The 23,461-nt window shown below is 50.6% G+C and carries 21 protein-coding genes and 3 tRNA genes; 9 read left to right on the top strand and 15 right to left on the bottom strand.

Annotated features, from left to right (window positions below; translation table 11 throughout):
- The first annotated feature begins 13 nt into the window (after nt 1–13).
- Nucleotides 14–2,320: a molybdopterin-dependent oxidoreductase gene (locus tag A7K98_RS16890; protein WP_087489608.1), complete on the top strand. Its 2,307-nt coding sequence runs from the start codon at nt 14–16 to the stop codon at nt 2,318–2,320.
- A gap of 24 nt (nt 2,321–2,344) precedes the next feature.
- On the opposite strand, the gene A7K98_RS16885 is transcribed toward A7K98_RS16890, so the two are convergent.
- From A7K98_RS16885 to A7K98_RS16875, 3 genes are read right to left on the bottom strand one after another with little or no spacing between them, the layout of a single operon-like run.
- Nucleotides 2,345–3,664: an MmgE/PrpD family protein gene (locus A7K98_RS16885; protein ID WP_087489607.1), complete on the bottom strand. Its 1,320-nt coding sequence runs from the start codon at nt 3,662–3,664 to the stop codon at nt 2,345–2,347.
- Nucleotides 3,661–4,818, bottom strand: coding sequence for an amidohydrolase (locus tag A7K98_RS16880; protein ID WP_087489606.1), 1,158 nt, complete (start codon nt 4,816–4,818; stop codon nt 3,661–3,663). The genes A7K98_RS16885 and A7K98_RS16880 overlap by 4 nt, the downstream gene beginning before the upstream one ends.
- A gap of 12 nt (nt 4,819–4,830) precedes the next feature.
- On the bottom strand, nt 4,831–5,373 hold the full coding sequence (locus A7K98_RS16875) for a GNAT family N-acetyltransferase (protein ID WP_087489605.1): 543 nt from the start codon (nt 5,371–5,373) through the stop codon (nt 4,831–4,833).
- A 257-nt stretch (nt 5,374–5,630) separates the two neighbouring features.
- Between A7K98_RS16875 and A7K98_RS16870 the strand changes: the two genes are divergently transcribed.
- Both A7K98_RS16870 and A7K98_RS16865 read left to right on the top strand, forming a co-directional pair.
- Nucleotides 5,631–6,701: an iron-containing alcohol dehydrogenase family protein gene (locus A7K98_RS16870; RefSeq protein ID WP_087489604.1), complete on the top strand. Its 1,071-nt coding sequence runs from the start codon at nt 5,631–5,633 to the stop codon at nt 6,699–6,701.
- Between the two features lie 42 nt (nt 6,702–6,743).
- The gene (locus A7K98_RS16865; protein ID WP_087489603.1) at nt 6,744–8,048 is read left to right on the top strand and encodes an LLM class flavin-dependent oxidoreductase; all 1,305 of its coding nucleotides are present in this window, start codon (nt 6,744–6,746) and stop codon (nt 8,046–8,048) included.
- 46 nt (nt 8,049–8,094) lie between these two features.
- On the opposite strand, the gene A7K98_RS16860 is transcribed toward A7K98_RS16865, so the two are convergent.
- The 6 genes from A7K98_RS16860 to A7K98_RS16835 form a co-directional block, all read right to left on the bottom strand.
- Complete coding sequence (locus A7K98_RS16860) at nt 8,095–8,790, bottom strand: ABC transporter ATP-binding protein (protein WP_087489602.1); 696 nt, start codon at nt 8,788–8,790, stop codon at nt 8,095–8,097.
- Complete coding sequence (locus A7K98_RS16855; RefSeq protein WP_087489601.1) at nt 8,783–9,565, bottom strand: ABC transporter ATP-binding protein; 783 nt, start codon at nt 9,563–9,565, stop codon at nt 8,783–8,785. Before A7K98_RS16855 ends, A7K98_RS16860 begins: the two co-directional genes overlap by 8 nt.
- Nucleotides 9,552–10,601, bottom strand: a complete 1,050-nt coding sequence (locus A7K98_RS16850) for a branched-chain amino acid ABC transporter permease (protein ID WP_087489600.1) — start codon at nt 10,599–10,601, stop codon at nt 9,552–9,554. Before A7K98_RS16850 ends, A7K98_RS16855 begins: the two co-directional genes overlap by 14 nt.
- Nucleotides 10,601–11,500, bottom strand: coding sequence for a branched-chain amino acid ABC transporter permease (locus A7K98_RS16845; RefSeq protein WP_087489599.1), 900 nt, complete (start codon nt 11,498–11,500; stop codon nt 10,601–10,603). The genes A7K98_RS16850 and A7K98_RS16845 overlap by 1 nt, the downstream gene beginning before the upstream one ends.
- A 20-nt stretch (nt 11,501–11,520) precedes the next feature.
- Nucleotides 11,521–12,657, bottom strand: a complete 1,137-nt coding sequence (locus A7K98_RS16840) for an ABC transporter substrate-binding protein (RefSeq protein ID WP_087489598.1) — start codon at nt 12,655–12,657, stop codon at nt 11,521–11,523.
- A 560-nt stretch (nt 12,658–13,217) separates the two neighbouring features.
- On the bottom strand, nt 13,218–13,514 hold the full coding sequence (locus tag A7K98_RS16835; protein WP_087489597.1) for a DUF5862 family protein: 297 nt from the start codon (nt 13,512–13,514) through the stop codon (nt 13,218–13,220).
- A gap of 1,021 nt (nt 13,515–14,535) precedes the next feature.
- Between A7K98_RS16835 and A7K98_RS21680 the strand changes: the two genes are divergently transcribed.
- Complete coding sequence (locus A7K98_RS21680; protein ID WP_269466928.1) at nt 14,536–14,961, top strand: RcnB family protein; 426 nt, start codon at nt 14,536–14,538, stop codon at nt 14,959–14,961.
- Nucleotides 14,962–15,019: 58 nt separating this feature from the next.
- On the opposite strand, the gene opgB is transcribed toward A7K98_RS21680, so the two are convergent.
- The gene (gene opgB / locus A7K98_RS16825; RefSeq protein WP_087489596.1) at nt 15,020–17,347 is read right to left on the bottom strand and encodes a phosphatidylglycerol--membrane-oligosaccharide glycerophosphotransferase; all 2,328 of its coding nucleotides are present in this window, start codon (nt 17,345–17,347) and stop codon (nt 15,020–15,022) included.
- A gap of 685 nt (nt 17,348–18,032) precedes the next feature.
- On the opposite strand from opgB, the gene A7K98_RS16820 reads away from it, so the two are divergent.
- A complete protein-coding gene (locus A7K98_RS16820; RefSeq protein ID WP_087489595.1) occupies nt 18,033–19,238 on the top strand; it encodes an MFS transporter in 1,206 nt (401 codons plus the stop codon).
- 29 nt (nt 19,239–19,267) lie between these two features.
- Here the strand turns inward: A7K98_RS16820 and A7K98_RS16815 are convergent, their stop codons facing one another.
- Nucleotides 19,268–19,726 carry a YbaK/EbsC family protein gene (locus A7K98_RS16815; protein WP_038023247.1) on the bottom strand — a complete coding sequence of 153 codons (459 nt, stop codon included), beginning with the start codon at nt 19,724–19,726 and terminating at the stop codon, nt 19,268–19,270.
- Between the two features lie 190 nt (nt 19,727–19,916).
- Here A7K98_RS16815 and A7K98_RS16805 point away from each other — a divergent pair, with 190 nt between their 5' ends.
- Nucleotides 19,917–20,201 (top strand): DUF1435 domain-containing protein, encoded by a 285-nt coding sequence (locus A7K98_RS16805; protein ID WP_087489593.1) that lies wholly within the window; start codon nt 19,917–19,919, stop codon nt 20,199–20,201.
- Between the two features lie 120 nt (nt 20,202–20,321).
- On the opposite strand, the gene A7K98_RS16800 is transcribed toward A7K98_RS16805, so the two are convergent.
- From A7K98_RS16800 to rsmC, 4 genes are all read right to left on the bottom strand, one after another.
- A tRNA-Leu gene (locus tag A7K98_RS16800) sits at nt 20,322–20,408 on the bottom strand.
- A gap of 27 nt (nt 20,409–20,435) precedes the next feature.
- A tRNA-Leu gene (locus A7K98_RS16795) sits at nt 20,436–20,522 on the bottom strand.
- A 27-nt stretch (nt 20,523–20,549) separates the two neighbouring features.
- A tRNA-Leu gene (locus A7K98_RS16790) sits at nt 20,550–20,636 on the bottom strand.
- Between the two features lie 143 nt (nt 20,637–20,779).
- Nucleotides 20,780–21,811: a 16S rRNA (guanine(1207)-N(2))-methyltransferase RsmC gene (gene rsmC, locus A7K98_RS16785; RefSeq protein WP_087489592.1), complete on the bottom strand. Its 1,032-nt coding sequence runs from the start codon at nt 21,809–21,811 to the stop codon at nt 20,780–20,782.
- Between the two features lie 105 nt (nt 21,812–21,916).
- On the opposite strand from rsmC, the gene A7K98_RS16780 reads away from it, so the two are divergent.
- From A7K98_RS16780 to yjjG, 3 genes are read left to right on the top strand one after another with little or no spacing between them, the layout of a single operon-like run.
- The gene (locus A7K98_RS16780) at nt 21,917–22,327 is read left to right on the top strand and encodes a DNA polymerase III subunit psi (RefSeq protein WP_087489591.1); all 411 of its coding nucleotides are present in this window, start codon (nt 21,917–21,919) and stop codon (nt 22,325–22,327) included.
- Complete coding sequence (gene rimI / locus A7K98_RS16775; protein ID WP_087489590.1) at nt 22,299–22,739, top strand: ribosomal protein S18-alanine N-acetyltransferase; 441 nt, start codon at nt 22,299–22,301, stop codon at nt 22,737–22,739. Before A7K98_RS16780 ends, rimI begins: the two co-directional genes overlap by 29 nt.
- 24 nt (nt 22,740–22,763) lie before the next feature.
- Nucleotides 22,764–23,450, top strand: a complete 687-nt coding sequence (yjjG, locus tag A7K98_RS16770) for a pyrimidine 5'-nucleotidase (RefSeq protein ID WP_087489589.1) — start codon at nt 22,764–22,766, stop codon at nt 23,448–23,450.
- Nucleotides 23,451–23,461: the final 11 nt, after the last annotated feature.

Below are 23,461 nucleotides of genomic sequence, written 5' to 3'. Positions count from 1 at the left end.
TACTGGCAGAATCATGAGTTCATCTAAGAAAATGCATAGCGCCCATTGGGGGGCTTTTCGTGCCGAGATGCAGGACGGAGAAGTCCGCGTGACTCCGTTTCCGGGCGATCCGGACCCCAGTCCGTTACTGGATAACTTTACCAACGCACTGAATCATCCGGCTCGTGTCACTCAGCCAATGGTTCGCCGTGGCTGGCTGGAACAGGGGCCTGGCCCGGACTCTCGACGTGGTAGCGATGAATACCTGCCACTCAGTTGGCCGGAAGCTATCGAACTGGTAAGTAACGAACTTAAACGGGTGGGTTCGGCTTACGGCCCTGAAGGGATCTTTGGCGGGTCCTACGGCTGGTCGAGTGCCGGGCGTTTTCATCATGCCCAGAGTCAGGTACACCGGTTTCTGAACACTGCGCTTGGCGGCTATGTGCGATCGGTTAACAGCTACAGTTCCGGTTCTGCAGCCGTGTTGTTACCGCATATTGTGGGCTCAATGGATGAGATTGCCCGTAAGGGCGTAAGCTGGCAGGAAATTGCCACAGACACCGATATTGTTATGGCGTTTGGCGGCCTGGCTCTAAAAAATTCGCAGGTAGCCAGTGGTGGAATCAGTGAGCATACCGAGCGTGGCTTTATGCAACAGGCTGCAGCACGGGGAGCCCGGTTTATTTCAGTCAGCCCGCTGGCCAGTGATCTGCCTGCTGAGGCCGATGGTGAGTGGCTGGCCATTATTCCTGGAACAGATGCGGCACTGATTATCGGCATTCTCTCTGTTCTGACGGAACAACAACTGACTGATGAAGCCTTTCTGGCAGAGTATTGTGTTGGCTGGCCAGCTATGGTGGCTTATCTTCGTGGTGAAGAGGATGGGGTGGTGCGGGATGCTCACTGGGCAGCGGATATTTGTGGTATCAGCGCTGCTGAGATCACCGCACTGGCGCAGCGTTTACACGGGAAGAGGGTACTGATTACCGTAGCACATGCCCTACAGCGCTCTCAGCACGGAGAACAGCCGGTATGGCTGGGACTGGTACTGGCAGCGGCTCTTGGTCAGCCTGGCTTACCCGGGGGTGGTTTTACCTACGCGCTGGGTGCGTTGGGACATTACGGTAAACTGTTTAATCTGGTGAGTTTCCCTTCGCTGCCACAGGGGCGTAACGGAATTGACCGTTTTATCCCGGTCGCAAAAATTTCCGATATGCTGTTACATCCCGGCGAGCCCTTCCACTATAACGGCCGTCGACTGACCTATCCGGACATTCGGCTGGTGTACTGGGCGGGAGGAAATCCTTTCCATCATCACCAGGATCTCGCCAGGTTGCGTCGGGCATTTTGCCAGCCTGATACTCTGATAGTGCATGAAACCGCCTGGACCGCGACTGCCCGTCATGCTGATATTGTGTTGCCGGCGACCATGACGCTGGAACGTGAAGATATTGGCGGTGCCCCGACTGACCGGCATCTGTTTGCCATGCATCCGGTGGCTAAACCGGTAGGTCTGGCCCGTGATGATTTCGAGATTTTTGTGGAGCTGGCGCGTGCGCTAGGCCGTGAGCAGGAGTTTACCGAAGGGCGGAGTTCTCAGCAGTGGCTGGAAATGATGTATGGTCAGTTGCGGGAAAAACTGGCGGCACTGCAGTTTACGTTACCGGATTATCAGACGTTTCAACAACTGGGTATGATTGAATTACCTCAGCACACCGAAAGCGGACTGATGATGAAAGCGTTTCGTCGTGATCCGCAAGGGGCACCGCTGACCACGCCCAGCGGGAAGATAGAGATCTATTCCGCGACGATTGCTGGTTTTGGTTATGCCGACTGCCCCGGACATCCGGTGTGGTTAGCTCCGCAAGAACAGGCTGTGGCGGGAGAGTCCTGCTGGTTAATTGCCAACCAGCCAGCTACCCGGTTACACAGTCAGCTGGATTTCGGTAAGTACAGTCAGAGCAGTAAGCGTCAGAATCGTGAAGTTTGTTGCCTGCACCCTGAAGATGCCAAAGCTGCGGGGATCAGCGAAGGGGATATCGTTGAACTGTATAACGACAGGGGGACGGCTCTGGCTTCAGCCAGCCTGACGGCGCAGATTCGTCGGGGAGTAATTCAGCTGCCGACCGGTGCCTGGTATGATCCGGTGGAACCGCGTGCCGATAAGCCGGTATGCAGACACGGTAACCCGAATGTTCTTACCCGGGATATTGGCACATCCGCTCTGGCTCAGGGCTGTACCGGGCAGATTACCGTGGTTAAAGTGCGGAAGTTCACCGGCGAATTACCGCCGATGCAGGCGTTTATTCCTCCTGCCGGGGCAGTTTGCCAGACCGCCTGAGTCAGACTCAGGCGGTGATGCTGATTACGCCAATAAGGCGTTAATCAAATGGTTAAGTTGCCGGCTGTCGGTCAGCCGGCAATCATCGACCACGCTCTGCCGGCTGTCTGCCGTTTCCTGTTGCAGTGCCAGCCAGAGTTTTTCCTGCACATTCACCGGTTCTGCCAGAGATTCCTGACGGGTACGGCGGCAGCTGAGCTGGCGCCCGTCGGTCAGCATCAGAGTCACCTCATGAAAACGCAGTGCCGGATTAATGGCATCCGGCGGCGCAGTTTCGTCCGGCGTTCTGTGAACTTTGGCGGCCAGTGCCATCACTTCCGGGTTGACCGGACCCTCGGCAAAATCAGTCATACGTAAATCATCGTACAGCAGCATGGCGGCGATAACATATTCCAGACTAAACCGCGCTTCGATACCGGTGTGTGGATGACGGACCGATGCGGCGATATCTCCGCCAGGCGGAAAGGTGACGGTGATGCTGTCGGTTAACGCCAGTAAACGGTCGATATTTCCCTGTTCGCTGATCCACTGTCGGCGAATAATCCGCGCAGCTTCTGCAGCACTGTGGGTACCACTGCAGGTGGCAAACGGTTTAAATTCCAGCCCGGGCTGAGTGATACGCCAGGGGGTTCCCCAGTCTGCAGTCAGTTTTTCTGGCAGCGCCTGATCGTTGCTGGTGGCTGACAGAAAAGCTTCAATCACCCCGTGAGGTTGCCCGTCAAAACCGGCCAGAGCCAGTTGAGTCGCTCTGACAGCCCGTTCAGCAGCCAGTCCGGCATGCAGAGGTTTTACCGCAGAACCAAACTGTGCTCTTAAACCACTGGCTTCCGTGGCGGCTATCCCCAACAACACAGCGGTTTGTGCCATACTAGCCCGGCTAAGACGAGCCAGCGCTGCTGCTGCTGCCAGGGTGCCAAGTGTCGCAGTATTATGGTAACCACGGGTATAGTGTTGTTGAGTGGCAGCCAGCCCCAGTCTGCCGGCGGTTTCCACTCCGACAATATAGGCATCGAGAAACTCTTCAGCACTGTACGACGGTTGAAAGCTGCACCAGGCGAGTAAGGCGGGCAGAATCACCGTGGTGGGGTGGCCCCGAAAATCAGCATGGAAGTCATCATAGTCCAGGGCATGACCGGCATAGCCAAGTAACAGCGCACGCTGCGCAATGGTTTGTTCGGGATACACCTGCCTGAGTATCGGCAGACCGGAATCCGGAACCTGCTGATGCATCAGCGGCCAGCAGACAGCAATAAAATCACAGACCCCATCGCGGGCATTCTGTCGTGCCTGATCATCAGGACGACTGCTGATAATCTTTTCTGCCAGCTGTTCAGTGATATTCACTGTGCGGACTCCTGCTTCAGATCCAGCGCGCGTTCTGCCAGCTGTGCCAGATACTGTGATGTTGGCAGCAATACTTCATCATTGATCCGAAATGCCGGGTGATGCAGGGCGTATTGCTCACCGGTACCGACCATAACGAATGCCCCCGGCAGCTGCAACTGATAGAAAGCAAAGTCCTCGCCAATCGGGCTCGCTTCGACCACACGGGCTTCAAAGCCACATTTTGCCGCCTGTTCAAGCGCAAAATCAGCCCAGCGCGCATCGTTGATCACCGAAGGAGGACCTGCCTGCCAGTCGAGACTGATATCGGCATCAAAAGCGGCCGCGAATCCATCCAGAATGGCGCGAAAACGTTTTTCGATCAGTTGTCGTGTGTCCGGGGAGAACGTTCGTACCGTTCCTTCCATCCATGCACTGTCCGGAATGACATTCCAGGTGCTGCCACTGTGGATTTGGGTGATGGAAACGACTGCATTATCTGATGACGGAGCATTACGGCTGATCACCGTTTGTAGGACACCCGTCAGCTGTCCGGCAATAATTATCGGGTCATTGCCTTCATGGGGCCGGGCCGCATGGCTACCGGTGCCTTTTATTGTGATACTGAAACGATCAACAGAAGCCGTCAGAGCGCCGGCTTTACTGCCTATCACTCCGGCCGGCAGCGTCGGGTCATTGTGCAATCCGAAGATAGCGAAAGCTTCTGCCAGTGCCCCAGTATTAATGATATCAGGTGCCCCCTGGCCGGTTTCTTCTGCTGCCTGAAACAGAATTCTGACACGGCCCGGCAACGAAGCTTCATTTTTTTTCAGCAGAATAGCGGCACCCAGGGCTGCGGTACTGTGAAAGTCGTGACCACAGGCATGCATAACGCCCGGGTTTTGTGAACGATAGTCTACGCCTGATTGCTCTTCGATAGGCAATGCATCAATGTCTGAACGAAGAACCACCAACGGCCCGCTGACGGGGCCTACTTCGGCGACCAGCCCGGTATTCAGAGGCAAGTCCAGCACCCGGATGTGATGTTGTTCCAGTTGCTGGCGGATACGGGCTGTTGTCTCAAATTCCTGATTGGACAGTTCAGGAAAACGGTGCAGTTCATGGCGAAAAGCGATCAGGCTTTCAGCGAACAAATCTTCAGTAATATCAGTCATGGTGTTCTCCGGTTACTTTTTTCCGTCAACAGGCACCTGACGTGCCAGCCAGCGCTGGTGAGCCTCTTTATCGAGGACTTTTTTCATATACAGGGTGATATGTCCTTTCCCCAGGTCAGCCTGGTGCATCGGCTCAAAGCCGCGCTTCCGGTACATTTCGATCAGCCAGGGATGGTTGGTGGCTGTTCCCAGAGAAACGGCCGGAGCTCGCAGCTCGCCTGTCAAAATTTCCTGCTCCAGTCGTTGCAGAATTTTACTGCCATAGTGCTGACCAGGATACTCCGGATGGGCGGCAAACCAGCCGATATGTGGCAAACCAAAGGGCCCGGGCAGAGGTCCCCATGGATAGCGGATAGTGACGGATGCCACCATCAGCTCATCCTGGTAAAGCCCATAAACCCCATGATTTTGCAGGTGCAACAGGGCTTTTTCCCGGGTGGTAGTGGCTGCATCGAAATGGATTCCCATCGATATTGTGGGTTGGTAGGCGGCCAGCACCAGTGCAAGATAGGTATCTACCTCGTCGTCTTTGACCTGACGGAAAGTAAGGTTCATGGTTATTTCCGGGATTATGAAAAAAAAGAGTATAACAAAGCGTGGGGAACAGAGATTAACAGTAAAGTGAACACTCCCTATATATAAAAAAGCTATAAGCTAATTCCATTTTGGAAAGTCGGACGGGCGGCTTTTCATTGCGTAAATAGCCAGTTACCGTAGACTATATTGCATCTCCGGTGTATCCCTGTCAGGGATACTCAGCTTAGTTACCATCGGATGCCGGTGGTCTGCAATATAGTGTTCAGGGTGACCCCGTGTTAGCAATCAAATCTCCAAATGGCTATTTTCAACAGCCCGGTCTGCGTACCCAAACCGGAAGCTATCTGAAAGCTTTTTCCTCCGAAGTTCGTATTATCACCTCTCCGGCGGCCTGGCAGGCGGTCAATCCTGAGCTAAGCCATAGCCTTGAAGAACAGGGCATTCGCTGGCAACTGGAATATCTGACCGGAGAATGTACTCAGCAGGCGATTGATACTCTTCAACAAAATGTTGTGGAACAGGGTGCCGGAGTATTACTGGGAATTGGCGGCGGGCGTGTGATGGATGCGGCAAAAGCTGCAGGCGCCGCGCTGGCAGAGGTTAAAGTGGTGAATATGCCCACCCTGGCGGCTACCTGCGCAGCCTGGTCCCCGGTGAGTATCATTTATAATGATCAGGGCGGACACCTGCGTAGCCAGTTACTGCCTGCCATGCCGGAACTGGTGCTGGTAGACAGTGAAGTGATTGCCCGGTCTGATGTGCGCTACCTGAAAGCTGGCATGGTGGATGCGATGGCGAAATTGTTTGAATTTCGTCCTTACCAGCTCAATAATCCCGACAACCTGTCGCTGCAATTAAAAATATTGCCAGCGCAACAGGCGCTCGAAATATTTAAACAGTATGGTGATCAGGCGATTGCTGATAACCAGGCTGGCGTGGTGACTCCGGCACTGATCAAAGTGATTGAAGCCAATATCGTTTATGCCGGGCTGTCAAACAGTGTGCGCGATACTCTGGCAACTCCTGGCTTTGCCCATGCAATCCATAACCGGCTGACTCATCAGCCGGAACTGCATCACTGGCTGCATGGTGAAAAAGTAGGTTTCTGTCTGTTGATTCAGTCACTGATCGAAAATCACGGAGAAGCCGACGCAGAACTATTGGCATTACTGCAGCGCTATTCAGCACCACTGAAACTGCCTGAACTGGCGGGAGAGCGGAAAGCAGTATTACGCACCATGGCAGGAGCTGTACGTTTTCCGGAGCGTAGTGCTGCTATGCTGCCGTTTGAGATTTCACCAGCTTCGCTGGAAAAAGCTTTTTTACTTGCCGATACCCTTTTTTAACCACCGCTGTGCGGTGATGAATGCTACAAACAGGAATGATTAATGGACAGTTCAACAACTCAGCGTCGTCTTCGTCTTGGCCTTTTTGTTCAGCCAGTAGGACATCATGTCAGCGGCTGGCGGTTAACCGAAAACCTTGGTTCACCTACCGATATTGACTGGTTGATTACCCTGGCGAAAAAGGCAGAGGCAGGCACCTTTGATCTGTTTTTTGTCGGTGATGCGCTGGCAACCAGTATGTATCGCCTGCCTTCTACGATGGCACGTCTGGAGCCACTGACTCTGCTATCTGCGCTGGCCGTAAATACCCGGCGTATTGGTCTGGCAGCAACGGCATCAACGACTTTCAGCGATCCCTTTACTCTGGCACGCAGTTTTTCTTCGCTGGATCATATCAGCCGTGGGCGTGCCGCCTGGAATGTTGTGACTTCATTCTCTACCGATGTGGCGCGTAATTTTAGCCGTGAAGATATGCCTGACCATGCGCAACGTTACGGACGTGCCCGTGAATTCCTGGAAGTAGCCGATAAATTATGGGCTGGCTGGGAAGAAGGCGCGGTTCAGCCGGATCCTGCCAGTGGTCGTTATTTCGTGGATGAAAAAATTAAGCCGATTGATCACCGGGGAGAACACTTCCAGGTGCAGGGTCCACTGAATATTACCCGTTCTCCTCAGGGACGTCCGGTGATCATTGAAGCGGGCTCATCTGCCGATGGTCAGAAGCTGGCAGCAGAAACCGCCGAAGTGGTATTTACCGCCGCAGCAAGCCTGGAAGAAGCTCAGACATTCTATCGTTCGCAAAAAGATCAGGTAATCGCTGCCGGGCGTAATCCTGACCATGTGGTGATTATGCCGGGTGTGATGCCAATTGTTGGCCGGACCCGTGAAGAAGCCAAAGCATTGTGGAAAGAGCTGAATACTCTGGTGGATATTGAGAACGGTCTGCGCCAGCTTTCATTGCGGTTCGGTATGGATCTTTCTGCCTATCCGCTGGATGGTCCGGTACCGGAAGTTCCACTGGGTGAAGGTAATCAGAGCCGGGTGAAACTGATGACCGATATGGCAAAACGCGAAAATCTGACTTTGCGTGAACTGGCTGCGATTGCTGCCGGATCCCGTGGTCACCGTGTCATTGTCGGTACTGCGGAAGATATTGCCGATGATTTTCAGCTGTGGCTGGAACAAGGCGGGGCTGACGGCTTCAATGTGATGCCAGCGATCATGCCTGAGCAACTGGATCTGTTTATTGAACTGGTGATCCCGGAATTACGTCGTCGTGGGCTGTTCCATGAAGACTACGAGTTTGCCACGTTGCGTGAAAACCTCGGATTGCCGGTAGTTCGTTAATCCTGTCTGACGAGCCGGTGTGGCAGTAAACCACACCGGCGTATTCTCAGGCCCCCAGATACATCTTCTTCACTTCCGGATTTTTCAGAATATCCTGCGCATCACCGGACAGCACAATCTTGCCGTTTTCCAGCACATAGGCCCGGTCAGCAATTCTGAGCGCTGCGGTGGCATTCTGTTCGACCAGCAGAATAGTGATATTGTCTTCCCGTAGCTGGCGAATAGTGGCAAATAATTCACCGACTATTTTGGGAGCCAGACCGAGGCTCGGTTCATCCAGCATCAGTAGTACCGGCTCGCTCATCAGTGCACGGGCAATCGCCAGCATTTGCTGTTCACCACCACTCATGGTTCCCGCCATTTGGGTACGGCGTTCCTTAAGACGTGGGAATAGTTCAAACATCCGGTCACGTAGTACGGTAAAACGGGCCAGATTATTGTAGGCACCCATCTTCAGATTTTCTTCAATCGTCAGATTGGTAAACACCTTTCGGCCTTCAGGAACCAGTGCCAGCCCTTTACGGACAATGTTATGGGTCTGGCTGCGGGAGATATCTTCATTGAGGAAGCTGACCGAACCGGTCGACTTCACCATATTGATAATCCCGTTAAGTGCCGAAGTTTTGCCTGCACCGTTACTGCCAATCAGAGTGACAATTTCCCGGTCATTAACCTGTAAATCGATGCCCTTCAGTCCCTGAATCATGCCATAAAATACTTTCAGCTCACGGGCATTAAGCATAACTGAGGTCTCCCAGGTAAGCGGCAATCACTTCCGGATGGTTAATGGCCTCTGACATCAGCCCGCTAAATAAGGGTTTGCCATATTCCAGAACCATGACGCGTTCGCAGAGTGCATTCACAAATGGCATATCGTGTTCGATGAGTAACACGCTGAGCTGATAGTCTTTACGCATCCGGAAGATTAACTGAGCCAGATCTTCGGTTTCTTTCGGGTTCATCCCGGCGGCTGGTTCATCAAGCAACAGCAGTTTCGGAGAGGTTGCCAGGGCGCGGGCAATTTCCACCTTACGCTGGTTACCATAACTGAGGTTAGTGGCCTGCATATTGGCAAAGTCAGCAATTCCGATGTAATCCAGCAACTCCATTGCTTTGTCACGGGTCTGGCGCTCTGCTGAAAAAAAGCGGCCAATACGTAATGCGGCTTCTGCCAGCGAATAACGGCTGGTGCGATCCAGCCCGATCATCACATTTTCCAACACGGTCATTGAATTAAACAACCGGATGTTCTGGAAAGTGCGGGCGATTCCCCGAGCAACGACCTGGTTCGGTTTTAGCCCGGTCAATGGTTTTCCGGCCAGCACTACTTCACCAGAGGTTGCCCGGTAATTAGCCGTGATAATGTTGAACATGGTGGTTTTACCGGCGCCGTTTGGCCCGATCAGACCGAAAATTTCGGCTTCACTCACCTGAAAGCTGACATTATCGATAGCCCGTAAACCACCAAACTGAATACTGACATTTTTTACGTCAAGGATAACTTCAGGACTTTCCATGGCGCTTTCTCCCCGGACGAATTTGCCAGATCTCTTTCTTGCCCAGTAAACCTTCACGGGCAAATAACATAATAATTAACAGGATCAGTGAAAATACCACCATACGTAACCCGGGATAGGAACCGAGGTCATAGCCGAACAGGCTCAGTGGCTGGTCAAGGAAACGCAGCCATTCACCACTGCCAATCACAATAATCGTGCCCAGAATGGCGCCGGTAGTGCTGCCCAGGCCACCAAGCACAATAATAATCAGCAACTGGAAGGTCAGCATAAAATCAAATAAGCCAGGGGAGATAGTGGTCAGCAGCGAGGCCAGCAAACCTCCGCCGATCCCTTCGAAAAAAGCACTGGTGGCAAATGCACAGGTCTTAATCCGGAAAGTGTTTACCCCCATTGCGATTGCTGCGTCTTCATCGTCACGAATCGCTTTCATCATCCGGCCATATTTAGAACTGACCAGTTGTAAAATGATCCCTGTAGAAACTAACGCGGCCAGCCCACACCAGAACAGCAGGTGGGGTTGCTGAGGGATATCGCTCAGGCCAATCGCACCGTTGGTGATCTGCGGGTTATTAATCGCCAGAATCTTAATAATGAAGCCAAAACCCAGGGTGACAATAGCCAGATAATCTCCCCGCACCCGGAACACCGGAAACGCCAGACAGACTGCCAGGACCGCAGAACATACTCCGCTTATCAACAGAGCAGGCAGGAAGCTGGTATGCAGCGCGAGGATAAACTGGCTGGGCGAAGCCATTTCGTACATGTCCAGTTTACTGTCACTGGTCAGCAGCAGGATTGAGGTCACATAGGCTCCTACCGCCACAAAACCGTTCGGTTCCAGCGATAGTTGCCCGGTCACCCCGTTAATCAGGTTATAACTGACCGCCAGAATCATAAAAATAAAAATGGTGCTGATAACCCTGATAATGTAGTCATTAAACAAGGAGTTAATGGCAAACAGCAACGCAATACCGATCACTATGACCAGCAGGCTGCGGCCCACAGAGGCCGGACCAGAAGTGGCTATTTTCATCAGAAACGGCTCCTTTCCAGACGTTCATCTCCCATAATTCCGACAGGGCGGAACAGCAGAACCAGAATCAGGAACATAAAGGCAAAGGCATCTTTATAGCCTCCCAGTTCAGGGAATAGTGCAACGGCGACAACTTCGGTGAACCCCAGAATAAATCCACCCAGTACGGCTCCGGTGACACTGCCAATGCCGCCGAGTACTGCGGCAGCAAACGCTTTCAGACCGATCAATACCCCCATCAACGGATCGATGGTCGGATAGCTGATGGCATAAAACACTCCGCCCAGTGCCGCCAGGCTGCTGCCAAGCGCAAATACCAGTGAAATAATCCGGTTGGCATCAATGCCCATCAGCCGGACCGTATTGACATCAAAAGCCACTGCGCGAATAGCCATGCCATAACGGGTACGGTATAGCAGCCAGAGAATGGCACACAGCAACAGAACAGTTATTACCGGAACCAGCCAGGCAACGTTGGTAATGGTGATACCGCCAGGATTGATGGTGCGGTTGAAAAAGTCCGGTGCAGCGAAGAAGCGGGTGCTGCCACCAAACAGGACATTAAACAGATTTTCCAGGAAAAAGCTGACACCGATAGCGGTGATCAGCATTGAGATTTTTGAAGCATTGCGCAGGGGGCGATAAGCCACCCTGTCAATCAGCATCCCGAACAGCCCACACAACATGAGTGTCAGGAATATGGCTACCCAGAAGGGTAGCCCGAGCGAAGAGAACAGAAATAACGTCAGGAAGGCACCTACCATCATGACATCAGCATGAGCAAAGTTAATTAAGCGCAATACGCCGTAGACCATGGTGTAACCAATGGCAATTAAAGCGTACATACCTCCCAGGCTCATCCCATTGACGACCTGCTGCAGAAAAATGGCACCATCCATTGCTATCTCCTTATTAAAACCTATGGATTAACCACAGTTTTAAACGCCAGTTTTCCGTCCTGTACTTCGTTGATGACTGCACTGCGGATAGCATCGCCGTCTTTCAGAGTCAGAGTTCCGGTAATACCTTCGTAATCTTTAGTGGCACGAATTTTATCATTCACGCAGGTACGATCATGGGCGTTACTACACTGGTTCATTGCATTCACGATGACGTTATAAGCATCAGCGGTCATTGCACCCCAGGTGTGGGTCGGCTGTTTATATTTATCTTCCCAGGCCTTGATAAATTTCTCGCCTTCCGGAGTCTGCTGTTTAGCAGTAGGTGAATAGTAGTCGGTGGTCATATAACCATTAACCGCATCTTTACCCACTTCGAAGAACACCGGATCTGCTGCCAGACCATCGCCGCCCACAACCGGTTTTTTCAGCCCAAGTTGCTGAGACTGAACGGCTATCAACGCACCTTCGGTGTAATAAATAGGCATGTAGATCATGTCCGGATCTTTGGCTTTCACACTGGATAACTGGGCTTTAAAATCTTTGCTGCCAGTGGGTGCCTGAACTTCGATGACGATTTTGCCGCCGTTTTTGACAAACTGATTGCGGAAGGCTTTTGCCAGACCCACGGAATAGTCATTACTGCTGTCAAACACGATAGCGGCGGTTTTGGCATGCAAATCGCGGGATGCCAGATTTGCACCAACGACGCCCTGGAAACTGTCAGAGAAACATACGCGGCTGACATACGGATGATTGCGGGTTACGCGGTCATTGGTGGCAGTAGGGGAAACAATCGGGGTTTTGCTGTCATCGGCAATTTTTACCATCGCCAGAGTATTGGTGGAGGTGACTTCACCAATGACCGCATCGACTTTATCGCTGGACACCAGGCGCTGCATAGCATTTGCCGCTTCAACTTTGTCGCTCTTGTCATCAATCACAATCAGTTTAATGGTATCGCCATTTTTCAGTTTAGGTGTCAGAGACTGAATGACTTCCAGGCCTTTTTGTGAAGGCTGGCCGTAACCACTTAACGCGCCACTGAGTGGCAGAACAACACCAATTTTAATTTCATCAGCATGAGCTGCCCAGCTGCCAGCCAGCGCCGGAACCATTAATGCAGCGACAGATAATTTCCCAACAAAGCTTTTCATAGTTACCTCATCATCCGTTTATATAAGTTGTGTAAGACGTGTACAGGTACATCAGTTGAAACAGGGAAAGCGACAGGCTGATAAAACTCCCCACAGGTTAAATAACCCGGCATGTTGATTCTCCCGGGTCAGAACAGAGTGGATTTCTGCGGTTCCTTATGTCAGTGACGGAATATTTCAAAATGCTTCACACTAGCTAAAGCAAGTTGCATGCCATTTTTAAATGAAACAAAATGCAGTTAATGTGTCGCCCGATTAATCTATGTTGCACTAATGTAAATATTATAGTCATCGAAATGGTGCATTCGGGCTTTTTTCTGAACTCTTTTAGTGCAATGTGACGGTGGTAAATATTTTGGGTCCGGAGGATGATCGTAAACAGTGCAGAAGGTCAGAAAATGGCAGGTCAGCAGGGTGAACGAATAAAGTCATCTGAGAAGTGGAAAGTATTCAGTGACCCAAAGCGGTTATTCCGTTATGGGGAGGTTGCTATAAATATTAAACAGCGGAGATAAAGGAAGAAAGAGAGTAAACGGATTACTCTCTTTAGTAAGGACTAATTACATTTTCCGGTAGGTTTCAATATAAGCCTGAGCTTTTTCATAGCCAACTAATCCGCCATATAAAAAGCCGCCAATCCCGCCACCAACCGCAGAAACGGTTAAACCGACCAGTTGGGCTATCCCACCGACAATCCAGCCACCTGATCCGCCGTATTTACCGCCGACTGCAGCACCGGTTCCGAAACCGTCAATAGCACCCAGGACAGAGCCCCAGATGGCACCCGTAAAATCATTATCAACGATGCCACCAGCACCGGAAACAGAAGCGACTTCAATAATGGTGAGTTCTTTCATATCAATACTCCCTGTAGATGTTAAGTCAGGCTATTTCCTTGTGACCAAAACTCCCGACGAGATAAAACAACCATCCTAAATGGTCATTCCGGTGATAAGTTCTGCCGGAATGCACAATAAAAATATACACATTGATAGTGGAACCTTTAATAAGGAATGGTAGATTTGCGATATCTATCACATTAATTAATGTTGCTGGGTTTTTTTATTAAGAATAATACAAGACTGGATTAACTTATTGTAATTAATCAGAACTATTCTTTTTTTGTTTTTGAATGGCGTGGTGTTTATCCTGTGAATTACGGATAAGGTAATTTCAGTAATGGGTTTTTTCTACTGCTTCCTGTGATTCAGTCGCTAATTCAGAGGGGCGTGATGATAATTATAAACGGAATAATTTGCTGCAGAATAAGTTTTTATTAATTTAAAGTTTTGCTGCTTATTGAGACAAAGTGCTGATGTCCGTAAACCATCATGTGGGTGGTTCACTATTGCAATGATTTATGGCCGAAAGAGATTCTCTGTATCTGATGAGGGTGAGGAAGGGGCATCCGTTCAGTGGAAATCTGGTTTGCTTTTCTTCGGGGGCCGGTCAGCGTGGGCGAGGATGCAGGTTATCATAACGGCAAATCAGCGTAATTTCAGGAATTGGGTCCTTTGGGTCACTGGTGAGTGTGAAAACCCGTAAAATAAATGATGGCAGTGAAAAGCAGTCTGCAGTGGTGCGCTGTTGCCGCTTCTAATGCTGAATAATGACAGAGCAAAAAAGAGTTTCAGCCGTCCTCCGCAGGCGATAATTCCAATGTTTCTGAGGTCTGATCTGTAATTTTTGTATCGTATGGTGTATTTTTCACCGCTCAGAAATGATTTTTGATAGTTTGAGATATTATGTCACAGATGAGTAGGGGAAAAAGTACCCCAATACTGTTCTACTTATCGGCTGATAAATCTGTGTGCAATCGCAGCACAATTGTTGTCTCCTGTACTGTGGGTTACGGGAAACGTTTGTTAGGGAGTAATTATGCGTAAGCCGTTAATTTTGGCCTCATCTGTCATCCTGATGTCAGTGAGTTTATTAAGCGGGTGTTCTTCGGCATCAAAGCACGCCTCAGAGGCACCTGTGACCACTGAAGCACCCGCGGCAGATGCAAATCAGCCTGCACCTGAGGTCGCGACACCGGCTCCGGCAGCGGCACCGGAAACTAAGTTTGCTGACCCACTGGAAAAAAATTCAGTGTTTGGTGATTTCCGCCACTACAAAATTGGCGACATCATTCCTGCTCTGTACCGGACTCAGACTTACAACATATCTAAGTGGCAACTGAGAAAAATTCCTGCGCCAACAGCCGGCAGTCACTGGACTTACTTCGGAGGTGATTATGTGCTGATTAGCGATGAAGATGGGAAAATACTGCGTATTTTCTCTGGCGATATTATCTATCGTTAATACTGCCGGTCAGGAGTGCTGATAGCCGCGCTCGCGCGGCTATCAGCAGGTATTTCTGTTATTCCTGTTGCGGGGTGTTTTCTGGCTGATCCCTGCTATCTCCACTGATAATCTGTAGCGATTTCAACCCAATGCCCAGTTTTCGTGGGTCCTGCCCGATAATATTGTCCAGCATACTTTCAACAGGTGATGGTGGAGTAATTACCAGCGTACGACTGTTGCCGTGCCGAGTAAATTGCAGTGAATAATCAGCCATACTGGCGGTCGGAATAAAGCTATGTTGCTCATCGCCGACGCTGACGACGACAGGCTTGCCAATATTCGGCCCATATCCTTTGGCGGAGATTTGCAGCGTAAACTCTTCCGGCAGCGGGTGGGTATAGTTAATGGTAACAACCGGTGCCAGGTTGGCATTCGACCAACGTCCCCAGTTCTCTGCACGGGATAAGCCGCTGTAACTGGCTACGGATTGTGGAGCACCTGGCAGATAAAACAGGTAACTGTCAGACGGGTAACGGATATCGTTATCTGCAATCTGTAACTGTTGCAGAGTATGCTGATAGGTATCTTCTGAGATAACTGCAGGGGTAAAAGCCACATTGCCCTGGTAATTACCGTGGCCGATTTCCGTCACCACTGGTCTCCCTCCCGGTTCACCGGTGGTGTAACAAAGCGCATCAGACAGTGCAAGGTTCGGCGCCCATAGCCGGCCAGCTTTATAACATTTATCAAACCAGACAAATTTATCCCCGGCTGCGAATTTAGCCAGGCGTGAGGTTAATGTTTCGGCATAGACTCCTTCCGGAATCGGTTCGACTTTATCACTTTCTACTTTTATCAGTACCGGCAAGCGGAACGTGGATCCGGAGAAGCTCAGGGTATTTTTTTGCTGATCGACAGTAAACCGGTCAATACGGCGCGGGAAATTCCATAACTGAATAATATCGGGTTTCCACGCGGTGATCTTTTTCGGCAGGTCAGTGAATATTTCGGATAATGAGGTTCCTGACAGGCTGCTTCGTCCCAGACCAATAAAATTGTCTCCCCCCAGAATATCCAGCACGGTAGCACCGTTATCCATTGTACTGCGTTTACGGTTAATCTCAGTGGCTTCCGGCTTATCACCACGGATAATAAAGAAGCTATCGTGGCGTGGATGTTTAATCAGGTAACGATAGGCCGTGTTATTCATCGCCAGATGGTCTGATCCCACCACGATGATAGTATTTTTAAACCATGGTGAGCTTTTTATCCGCGAAATCAGCCGGGCAATATGTTCCTGTGAGCAGGAGACAGCACTAAACGACTGATTATTTTTCCCGTCGTAGGAGTAGGTTTTACGCTGACAGGTAGCAGAGATAAACCCGTCCGGGTGATGGGTATCTACGGTCAGGGCAAATAATGCGAAGCGTTGTTTTTGCTCAGACAGTTGCTGGTATTTTTCAAAGACTTTGTCCAGAACCGTATCATCATAAAACCCCCAGTTATTGCGGTAACCCGGATCGGCGACCTGAGATTTCAGTTCTTCTGACCCTTCCAGATGTTGCGGGTCAAACCCGTGGGATTTCAGAAATACGTCTTTACCACCGAAACGCAGGTCTGCACCCTGCAAAAACCAGTTCTGATAACCAGAATTTTTCAGTATATCCCCAAGGCAGATATTTTGCGGATAGAAGCTGGAGAGGGAAGAGGATGCATTGCCTTCAAACGGCGCAAACAGCGGGATACCACATTGCGAGGCAACCATTCCCGCGATGGTATAATCGGTCCCCGGGAGCTGTTCGGTGCGGGTAAAATCGAGGCCTGAGTGCATCTGCTGTGATAATTCCGGGGCCAGATCAGGGAAGGCTTGTTGATCAAAATAGGTCCGTTCCAGGCTTTCCGCATAGATATAGACCAGGTTCAGTGAAGGCTTTTCAATCTTTGCCGCAGGGACTTTAAAATAGTCATCAAAATCTGAACCATCTTTACCGGCATGGGACGTAATAATCTCTTTAACCTGGTAGTACGCCGGGCTGGTTTTGATCGACAGCAGAGCGAGAACACAGGCCAGCAGGCTCCAGCCTAAATGGTGCTGGTGGTCTTTTTTATGCAGCAGCCAGCCCAGCAAGCAGAACAACGCGATAATCAGCAGGATCAGGGCCCCTGCCGGCAGGATGTATTTGGCGGTGCCGGCACCGGTCAGGCTGCTGGTCAGGGTATAGATCACTGCATCAGTGATGCCATTGCCGGTAAAATAGTTACTGGCAAATAACACCGCGTTAAGCAGCAGGAAAATCATCAGCAACAGCAGCATAAGCGTGAACCACAGACGATGCCGTCCGGCCTTACGCGAATAAAGCAGTACTGACGCAATAAAAAGTCCGAATGAAACAATGACTGACACTACCTGATTCTCCTGAATAAAAACGTGCTACTGACAGGCCGGTCCGCCCCTGTGTCGCCCGGTGTTCTGCAGAAATAAAACCATCCGGCAGGCAAGGGGGATTTTCTTCCGGCCAGGCAACGTGAAATACCGTTGTTACCCGGTTGTTCACCGGCTGAGAGGTGAACACGCAGGCTGCTGTGCGATAACCGCAGCAATTGTCATACAGATGTCATCCAGGCAGGGTAAGTTGCCACTATGGCATGCTGTCTCTGACTGACTGGCCAGCCACAGGCTGAAGACATCAGCGTTGTAGCTAACTATTTGATTTTTTTTCTTAATGTGTTTTTTTGTTCCAAAGAATAAGTATAAAACACATTCTGTATCTTGTGATGATATTTCCGGGCTAATTGAGATCTGTTGAAGTTTTTTACACGCAGGATAATCTTTACTCCGCTGATGCCGGTTGCTAAAACCCGATTCTTTCGGCGGTTACCGTTATTCCTTTGATAAACCCCTGACATTTTTACTTACATCTCACTAACATTTCTGACAAATACTCTCCTTTAGCTTCTGTTCCGAAGTGCTATAAAAAAGAGTATTAACAAAAAAATAACCTCACCTCTTCCCTCTTGTTATCCGCGTTACCCTGGCCTTCCTGATAACGGGTACAGCCTTAGGTAATGTGCTGAAAAGGATAAATAATATGTTTAACTGGACGTCAACTCAGCGTAATGTCGCCTTTGCCAGCTTTATAAGCTGGACTCTGGATGCGTTTGATTTTTTTATTCTGGTGTTTGTGCTGAGCGATCTGGCCCAGTATTTCCATAACAGCATTACCGATGTCTCACTCGCTATCATGCTTACTCTGGCAGTCAGACCTATCGGTGCGTTGATATTCGGCCGCCTGGCTGAAAAATTTGGTCGTCGCCCGATTCTGATGGTCAACATCGTCATGTTTTCGGTATTTGAACTGTTATCTGCCTGGTCTCCGACCTTCGGCGCATTCCTGGCTTTCCGTGTGATCTATGGGATTGCAATGGGCGGAATTTGGGGCGTTGCATCTTCACTGGCAATGGAAACTATTCCGGACCGCTCCCGTGGTTTGATGTCAGGGATTTTTCAGGCAGGATATCCGTGTGGTTATCTGCTGGCTTCTGTGATTTTCGGTCTGCTGTATAACCTGATTGGCTGGCGTGGAATGTTTATGGTGGGTGCTCTGCCTATCCTGCTGCTGCCTTTTATCTATTTCAAAGTTCCTGAATCGCCGGTATGGCTGGCATCTAAAGCCCGTGCAGAAAGCCATGCTTTGTTGCCGGTAATTAAGCAGAATGCCAAGCTGTGCTGCTACCTGGTGATACTGATGGCCTGTTTTAACTTCTTTAGCCATGGTACTCAGGATCTCTATCCAACCTTTCTGAAAGTCCAGCATCAGTTTGATGCACATACCGTCAGTATTATTGCCATCTGCTATAACATCGCGGCAATGCTGGGTGGTGTTTGCTTCGGTTTGCTGTCTGAGAAAATCGGGCGTAAGAAAGCTATTATGCTGGCATCGATCCTGGCTTTGCCGGTTCTGCCGTTATGGGCTTTCTCTTCCGGTTCCTGGATGATTGGTCTGGGCGCATTTTTAATGCAGTTTATGGTGCAGGGTGCCTGGGGAGTAATTCCAACCTGGCTGACCGAACTGGTTCCTTCTACTGCCCGTGCTGTATTGCCTGGCTTCGTTTATCAGTTGGGGAATCTGATTGCCTCGGTAAACGCGACGTTGCAGTCAAAAATTGCCGCAACGCATGGCGGTAACTATGGTCTGAGTATGGCTATCGTGGCAGGAACAGTGGCGGTGCTTATTTGCCTGCTGACTGCTTTTGGCCGTGAAACCCGGGGTATCCGGATTTCAGGTCAGGATTGATACCGGCGGTGGAAATCACCGCCAGCTACTCACTGGCAAACGTCAACCCAGCTGGCGTTTGTCAGTTCTGCCATGCGTTGCGGGGAAATTCTGACCGCACTGTGAGTGGCTCCTGCGGCAGGCAGTACTTCATCAAACGCCTGCAAAGAGACATCGCAGTATACTGTTAACGGATTTTCCAGCCCGAAAGGGCAGACGCCTCCTACCGGATGGCCGGTAGCATTAATCACCTCATCAACACTCAGCATTCGTGCTTTGGCACCCAGAGTATCTTTCAGTTTCTTATTGTCCAGTCGCGCATCACCGCGCATCACAATCAGCACAATTGCCTGCTTTACTTTCAGAGACAGGGTCTTGGCTATCTGACCGGGAGTGACACCATGAACCCGTGCTGCCATATCGACCGTCGCGGTACTTTCTGTGGTTTCAATCACTTCAATATCAGGGGCATGCTCAGCGAAAAACTGCTGTACCGACTGCAGACTCATGTTTATCTCCGGGAATTATTCAGCCTTAAAAATTGCCACAAGCCGGAGGCGCTGTAAACGCCAGGCCCCTGAATTCAGCCGTCTGGCTGCCAAAAAAACTTTTTTTTGTGTCACAAACGTAAAAAAGCTGGAAAATGACAACTATTATCATATGATAGTGAAAATCATTATCATTCACGAGGCGTAATCGATGGAAGTTGCAATGCTGGCTTCAGGGTCGTTATGGATGTTCAGTTGGGTGATGGGTAAACGACTGGACAGTGGCTGGGGAATTTTGCTGCCATGTATCGCGTTACCACTATTTGCATTGTGGCAGCCCGGTTTTGATCAGTGGCGAACCATCATGCTGATTGCGTTACTCATGACACTGGTGATGCTGTTCCACCATCGTCTGCGCCACTATCTGTTATTGCCTTCCTGCCTGGTATTGTCCGGAGGACTGGCAGCAATGATGGTTAATTTTCAGCTAAGCTAAGCGGCTGGCAGGAAGAATTCAGGGAACAAGAAGCAACGAATTTACGGAAGAATTTCAGGGAAAATTGTCAGGGATGACTTTCTGAATGCAGGCGTAATAGCCCAGGGATGTGAGACAACGTGGTGCGAAGAGAGGGACTTGAACCCTCACGTCCGTTAAGACACTAACACCTGAAGCTAGCGCGTCTACCAATTCCGCCACCTTCGCATTGGTTGTCATTTTATATCAGTATCCTGGTGCGAAGAGAGGGACTTGAACCCTCACGTCCGTTAAGACACTAACACCTGAAGCTAGCGCGTCTACCAATTCCGCCACCTTCGCAGTGGTTGTCATTTTATATCAGTATCTTGGTGCGAAGAGAGGGACTTGAACCCTCACGTCCGTTAAGACACTAACACCTGAAGCTAGCGCGTCTACCAATTCCGCCACCTTCGCATACCGTCAATACAGCGTTACTGTATTGTCACCACGGAGGCGCATTTTAGAGGTTTTCCACCCCGCGTCAACTGATATTTCATTGACGGGGGTGTATTTGCTGTAAAATTCAGCAACGCTGCCAGCCGCTTAGCAACAGCAGGTTATTTCGAACGGCTGCCACGACCATACACGCTACGGTAGACACGGAAGCGACCTGTCTGTGCCAGCACTTCATGGTTACCGAAGGTTTCGTCCAGTACCTGCGGGTAAGGTAAAAAGGCATTAGCGACAATCCGCAGTTCACCACCTGTGTTCAGATGTTTCGCTGCACCGCGAATCAGTGCTGTTGCGGCGTCCAGACTGGTTTGCAGCCCTTCATGAAATGGCGGATTGGAGATTATCATATCAAACCGGCCGGTGACGTCAGAAAACACATTGCTGGCAAATACTTCACCTTCAATCTGATTCGCCGCCAGGGTAGCCTGACTGGCTGCCAGGGCCGCCGCATTGACGTCGGTTAACCACAGGCGCACTTTCGGCGAATGTCTGGCCAGTGTTACAGACAGCACACCAGCGCCACAGCCCACATCCAGTACTTTCCCTTTAGTATGCGGGGTAAGGGTAGAGAGGAGTAAGGCACTGCCAATGTCCAGTCCGTCGCGACTGAATACACCCGGCAGGGTATGAATTGTAAGCCCGTCACTCTGATAGTGATTTGCAAAACTGTCGGCACTGAATTCCGGCTGCTTATCAAGACGGCCGTGGTACAGCCCGCAACGTCTGGCACTGTCAATTTTTTCGAGTGTTGCAAAGGGTGCCAGTATTGTTTCTGCACTGCGAACACCGCTACGGTTCTCTCCAACGACAAAAATATCGCTACCCACGGGCATCAGCGACAGCAGGTTCTGCAACTGGAACTGAGCTTCCGGTTTGTTTTTGGGCCAATAATACACCAGGGTGTCACAGCCGCTGACCATTTCGGCATCAGCCACCAGACTGAAACTGGCATCGTCACCCATCCGCTGGCTGAGATTCTGCCAATGGTGATATTGCTGGGTATGAACTTTGCGGGACGCGGTGGCCAGCTGTGCCGGCAAATCATCCTGCAGGTCCCCGGCAAATAAAACATGACGGGTTTCGAACTCTTCACTGTGGCGCAGTATGACTTCACTGGCCGGTGTATACGCGGACATATTGGCTCCTTATTCTTAAGCCCGATGATTATAGTGGTTTGTTGGCGCATGTACGATGGGTTTGCTAGCATAGGCACGCAATCTTCTTACTGACGGACTTAATTCATGGCAAGCAGGCGCGACTGGTTGTTACAGCAGATGGGTATCACGCAATACCGGCTTCATCATCCCCGTGTGTTACAGGGGGAGGTTGCAGTCAGGCTGCATCCGGATACCCGGCTGGTGATCGTTGCGGCCGACAATTTGCCATCCCCGCAGAGCTTCCTGCAGGATGTGCTGCGCAGCTTAGGACTTGAGGAGCATCAGTCCCGGCTATTGACGGCCCGCCAGCTCGCCATGCTGCCGGAACCTCTGAGTTGTCCGGTCTGGCTGCTGGGCATTCCGGCCGATAAGCAATATTCGACGGTACAGTTGGTTTCGCCTCCGCTTGCGGAGCTTATTAACAGCAGCGCGGCAAAGCGCACCTTGTGGCAACAAATAACAACTTATGACAGTCATTTCTTCTCTCGCGCCTGAAGATCAGGCACAGGCGCTGGCCATTGAGCAGCGTTGCCATGCTTTCCCCTGGTCAGCAGAAACCTTCGCCGGAAATCAGGGTGAGCGTTTTCTGAATTACCGGATTGATGCTGACGGCAAAATGGCCGGTTTTGCGATTACCCAGATAGTGCTGGATGAAGCCTCATTATTTAATATTGCGATTGACCCGGATTTTCAGCGACGTGGTTTCGCCCGCCGTTTACTCGAGGCCCTGTTAGAAGAGTTAATTGCCCGCGGTGTACTGACACTGTGGCTGGAAGTGAGAGAGTCTAATCTGCCGGCAATTGCGCTTTATGAACAACTTGGTTTTAATCAGGTCTCTCGCAGACCCCGTTATTACCCCACCCCTGCAGGCCGTGAGGATGCACTCATCATGGCTCTGGTGCTGTAATCAGATTTAATGGCGGAGACCCCCATGCTGGATAGACTGGACTGCATTATTTTTGATGCAGACGAAACACTGTTTACTTTTGATTCATTCCGCGGCCTGCAGCAAATGCTGCAGGCTTATCAGGTAACTTTCACCGAACAGGATTACGCCGATTATCAGGCAGTGAATAAGCCGTTGTGGGTGGAATATCAGGACGGAAAAATCAATGCCACTCAGTTACAGGTCAGGCGTTTTATGCACTGGTCAGCCCGGCTGGATGTGCCGGCTGAACAGCTGAATGACCAGTATTTAGCGGCAATGGCCGATATCTGTCAGCCATTGCCAGGTGCGGAAGCACTGCTTAACAGCCTGCGGGGTAAAGTCAGGCTGGCTATCATTACGAATGGTTTTACCCGTTTACAGCAGATCCGACTGCAACGTACCGGTTTCAGTGATTACTTCGATGCCCTGGTGATCTCTGAGCAACTGGGCATTGCCAAACCGGACCGGGCTATTTTTGACTATACCCTGCAACAACTCGACAATCCTCAGCCTGGCAGAGTGTTGATGGTGGGAGATACCCCGGAGTCAGATATTCTGGGAGGTATTAATGCCGGAATGAAGACCTGCTGGCTGGATCATGGTACCCGGACTCTGCCCGGGACAATACGTCCTGACTGGCAAATCAAAAATCTGGCGGAATTACAGGCTTTATTGTCCGCAGAATCCTGAGAACGGAGAGT

Source organism: Tatumella citrea (genome assembly GCF_002163585.1).
In the GTDB taxonomy this organism is placed as follows: Bacteria; Pseudomonadota; Gammaproteobacteria; order Enterobacterales; family Enterobacteriaceae; genus Tatumella; species Tatumella citrea.
Note: the sequence above shows the minus strand (reverse complement) of the source record. Positions and strands in the feature narration are given on the sequence as shown.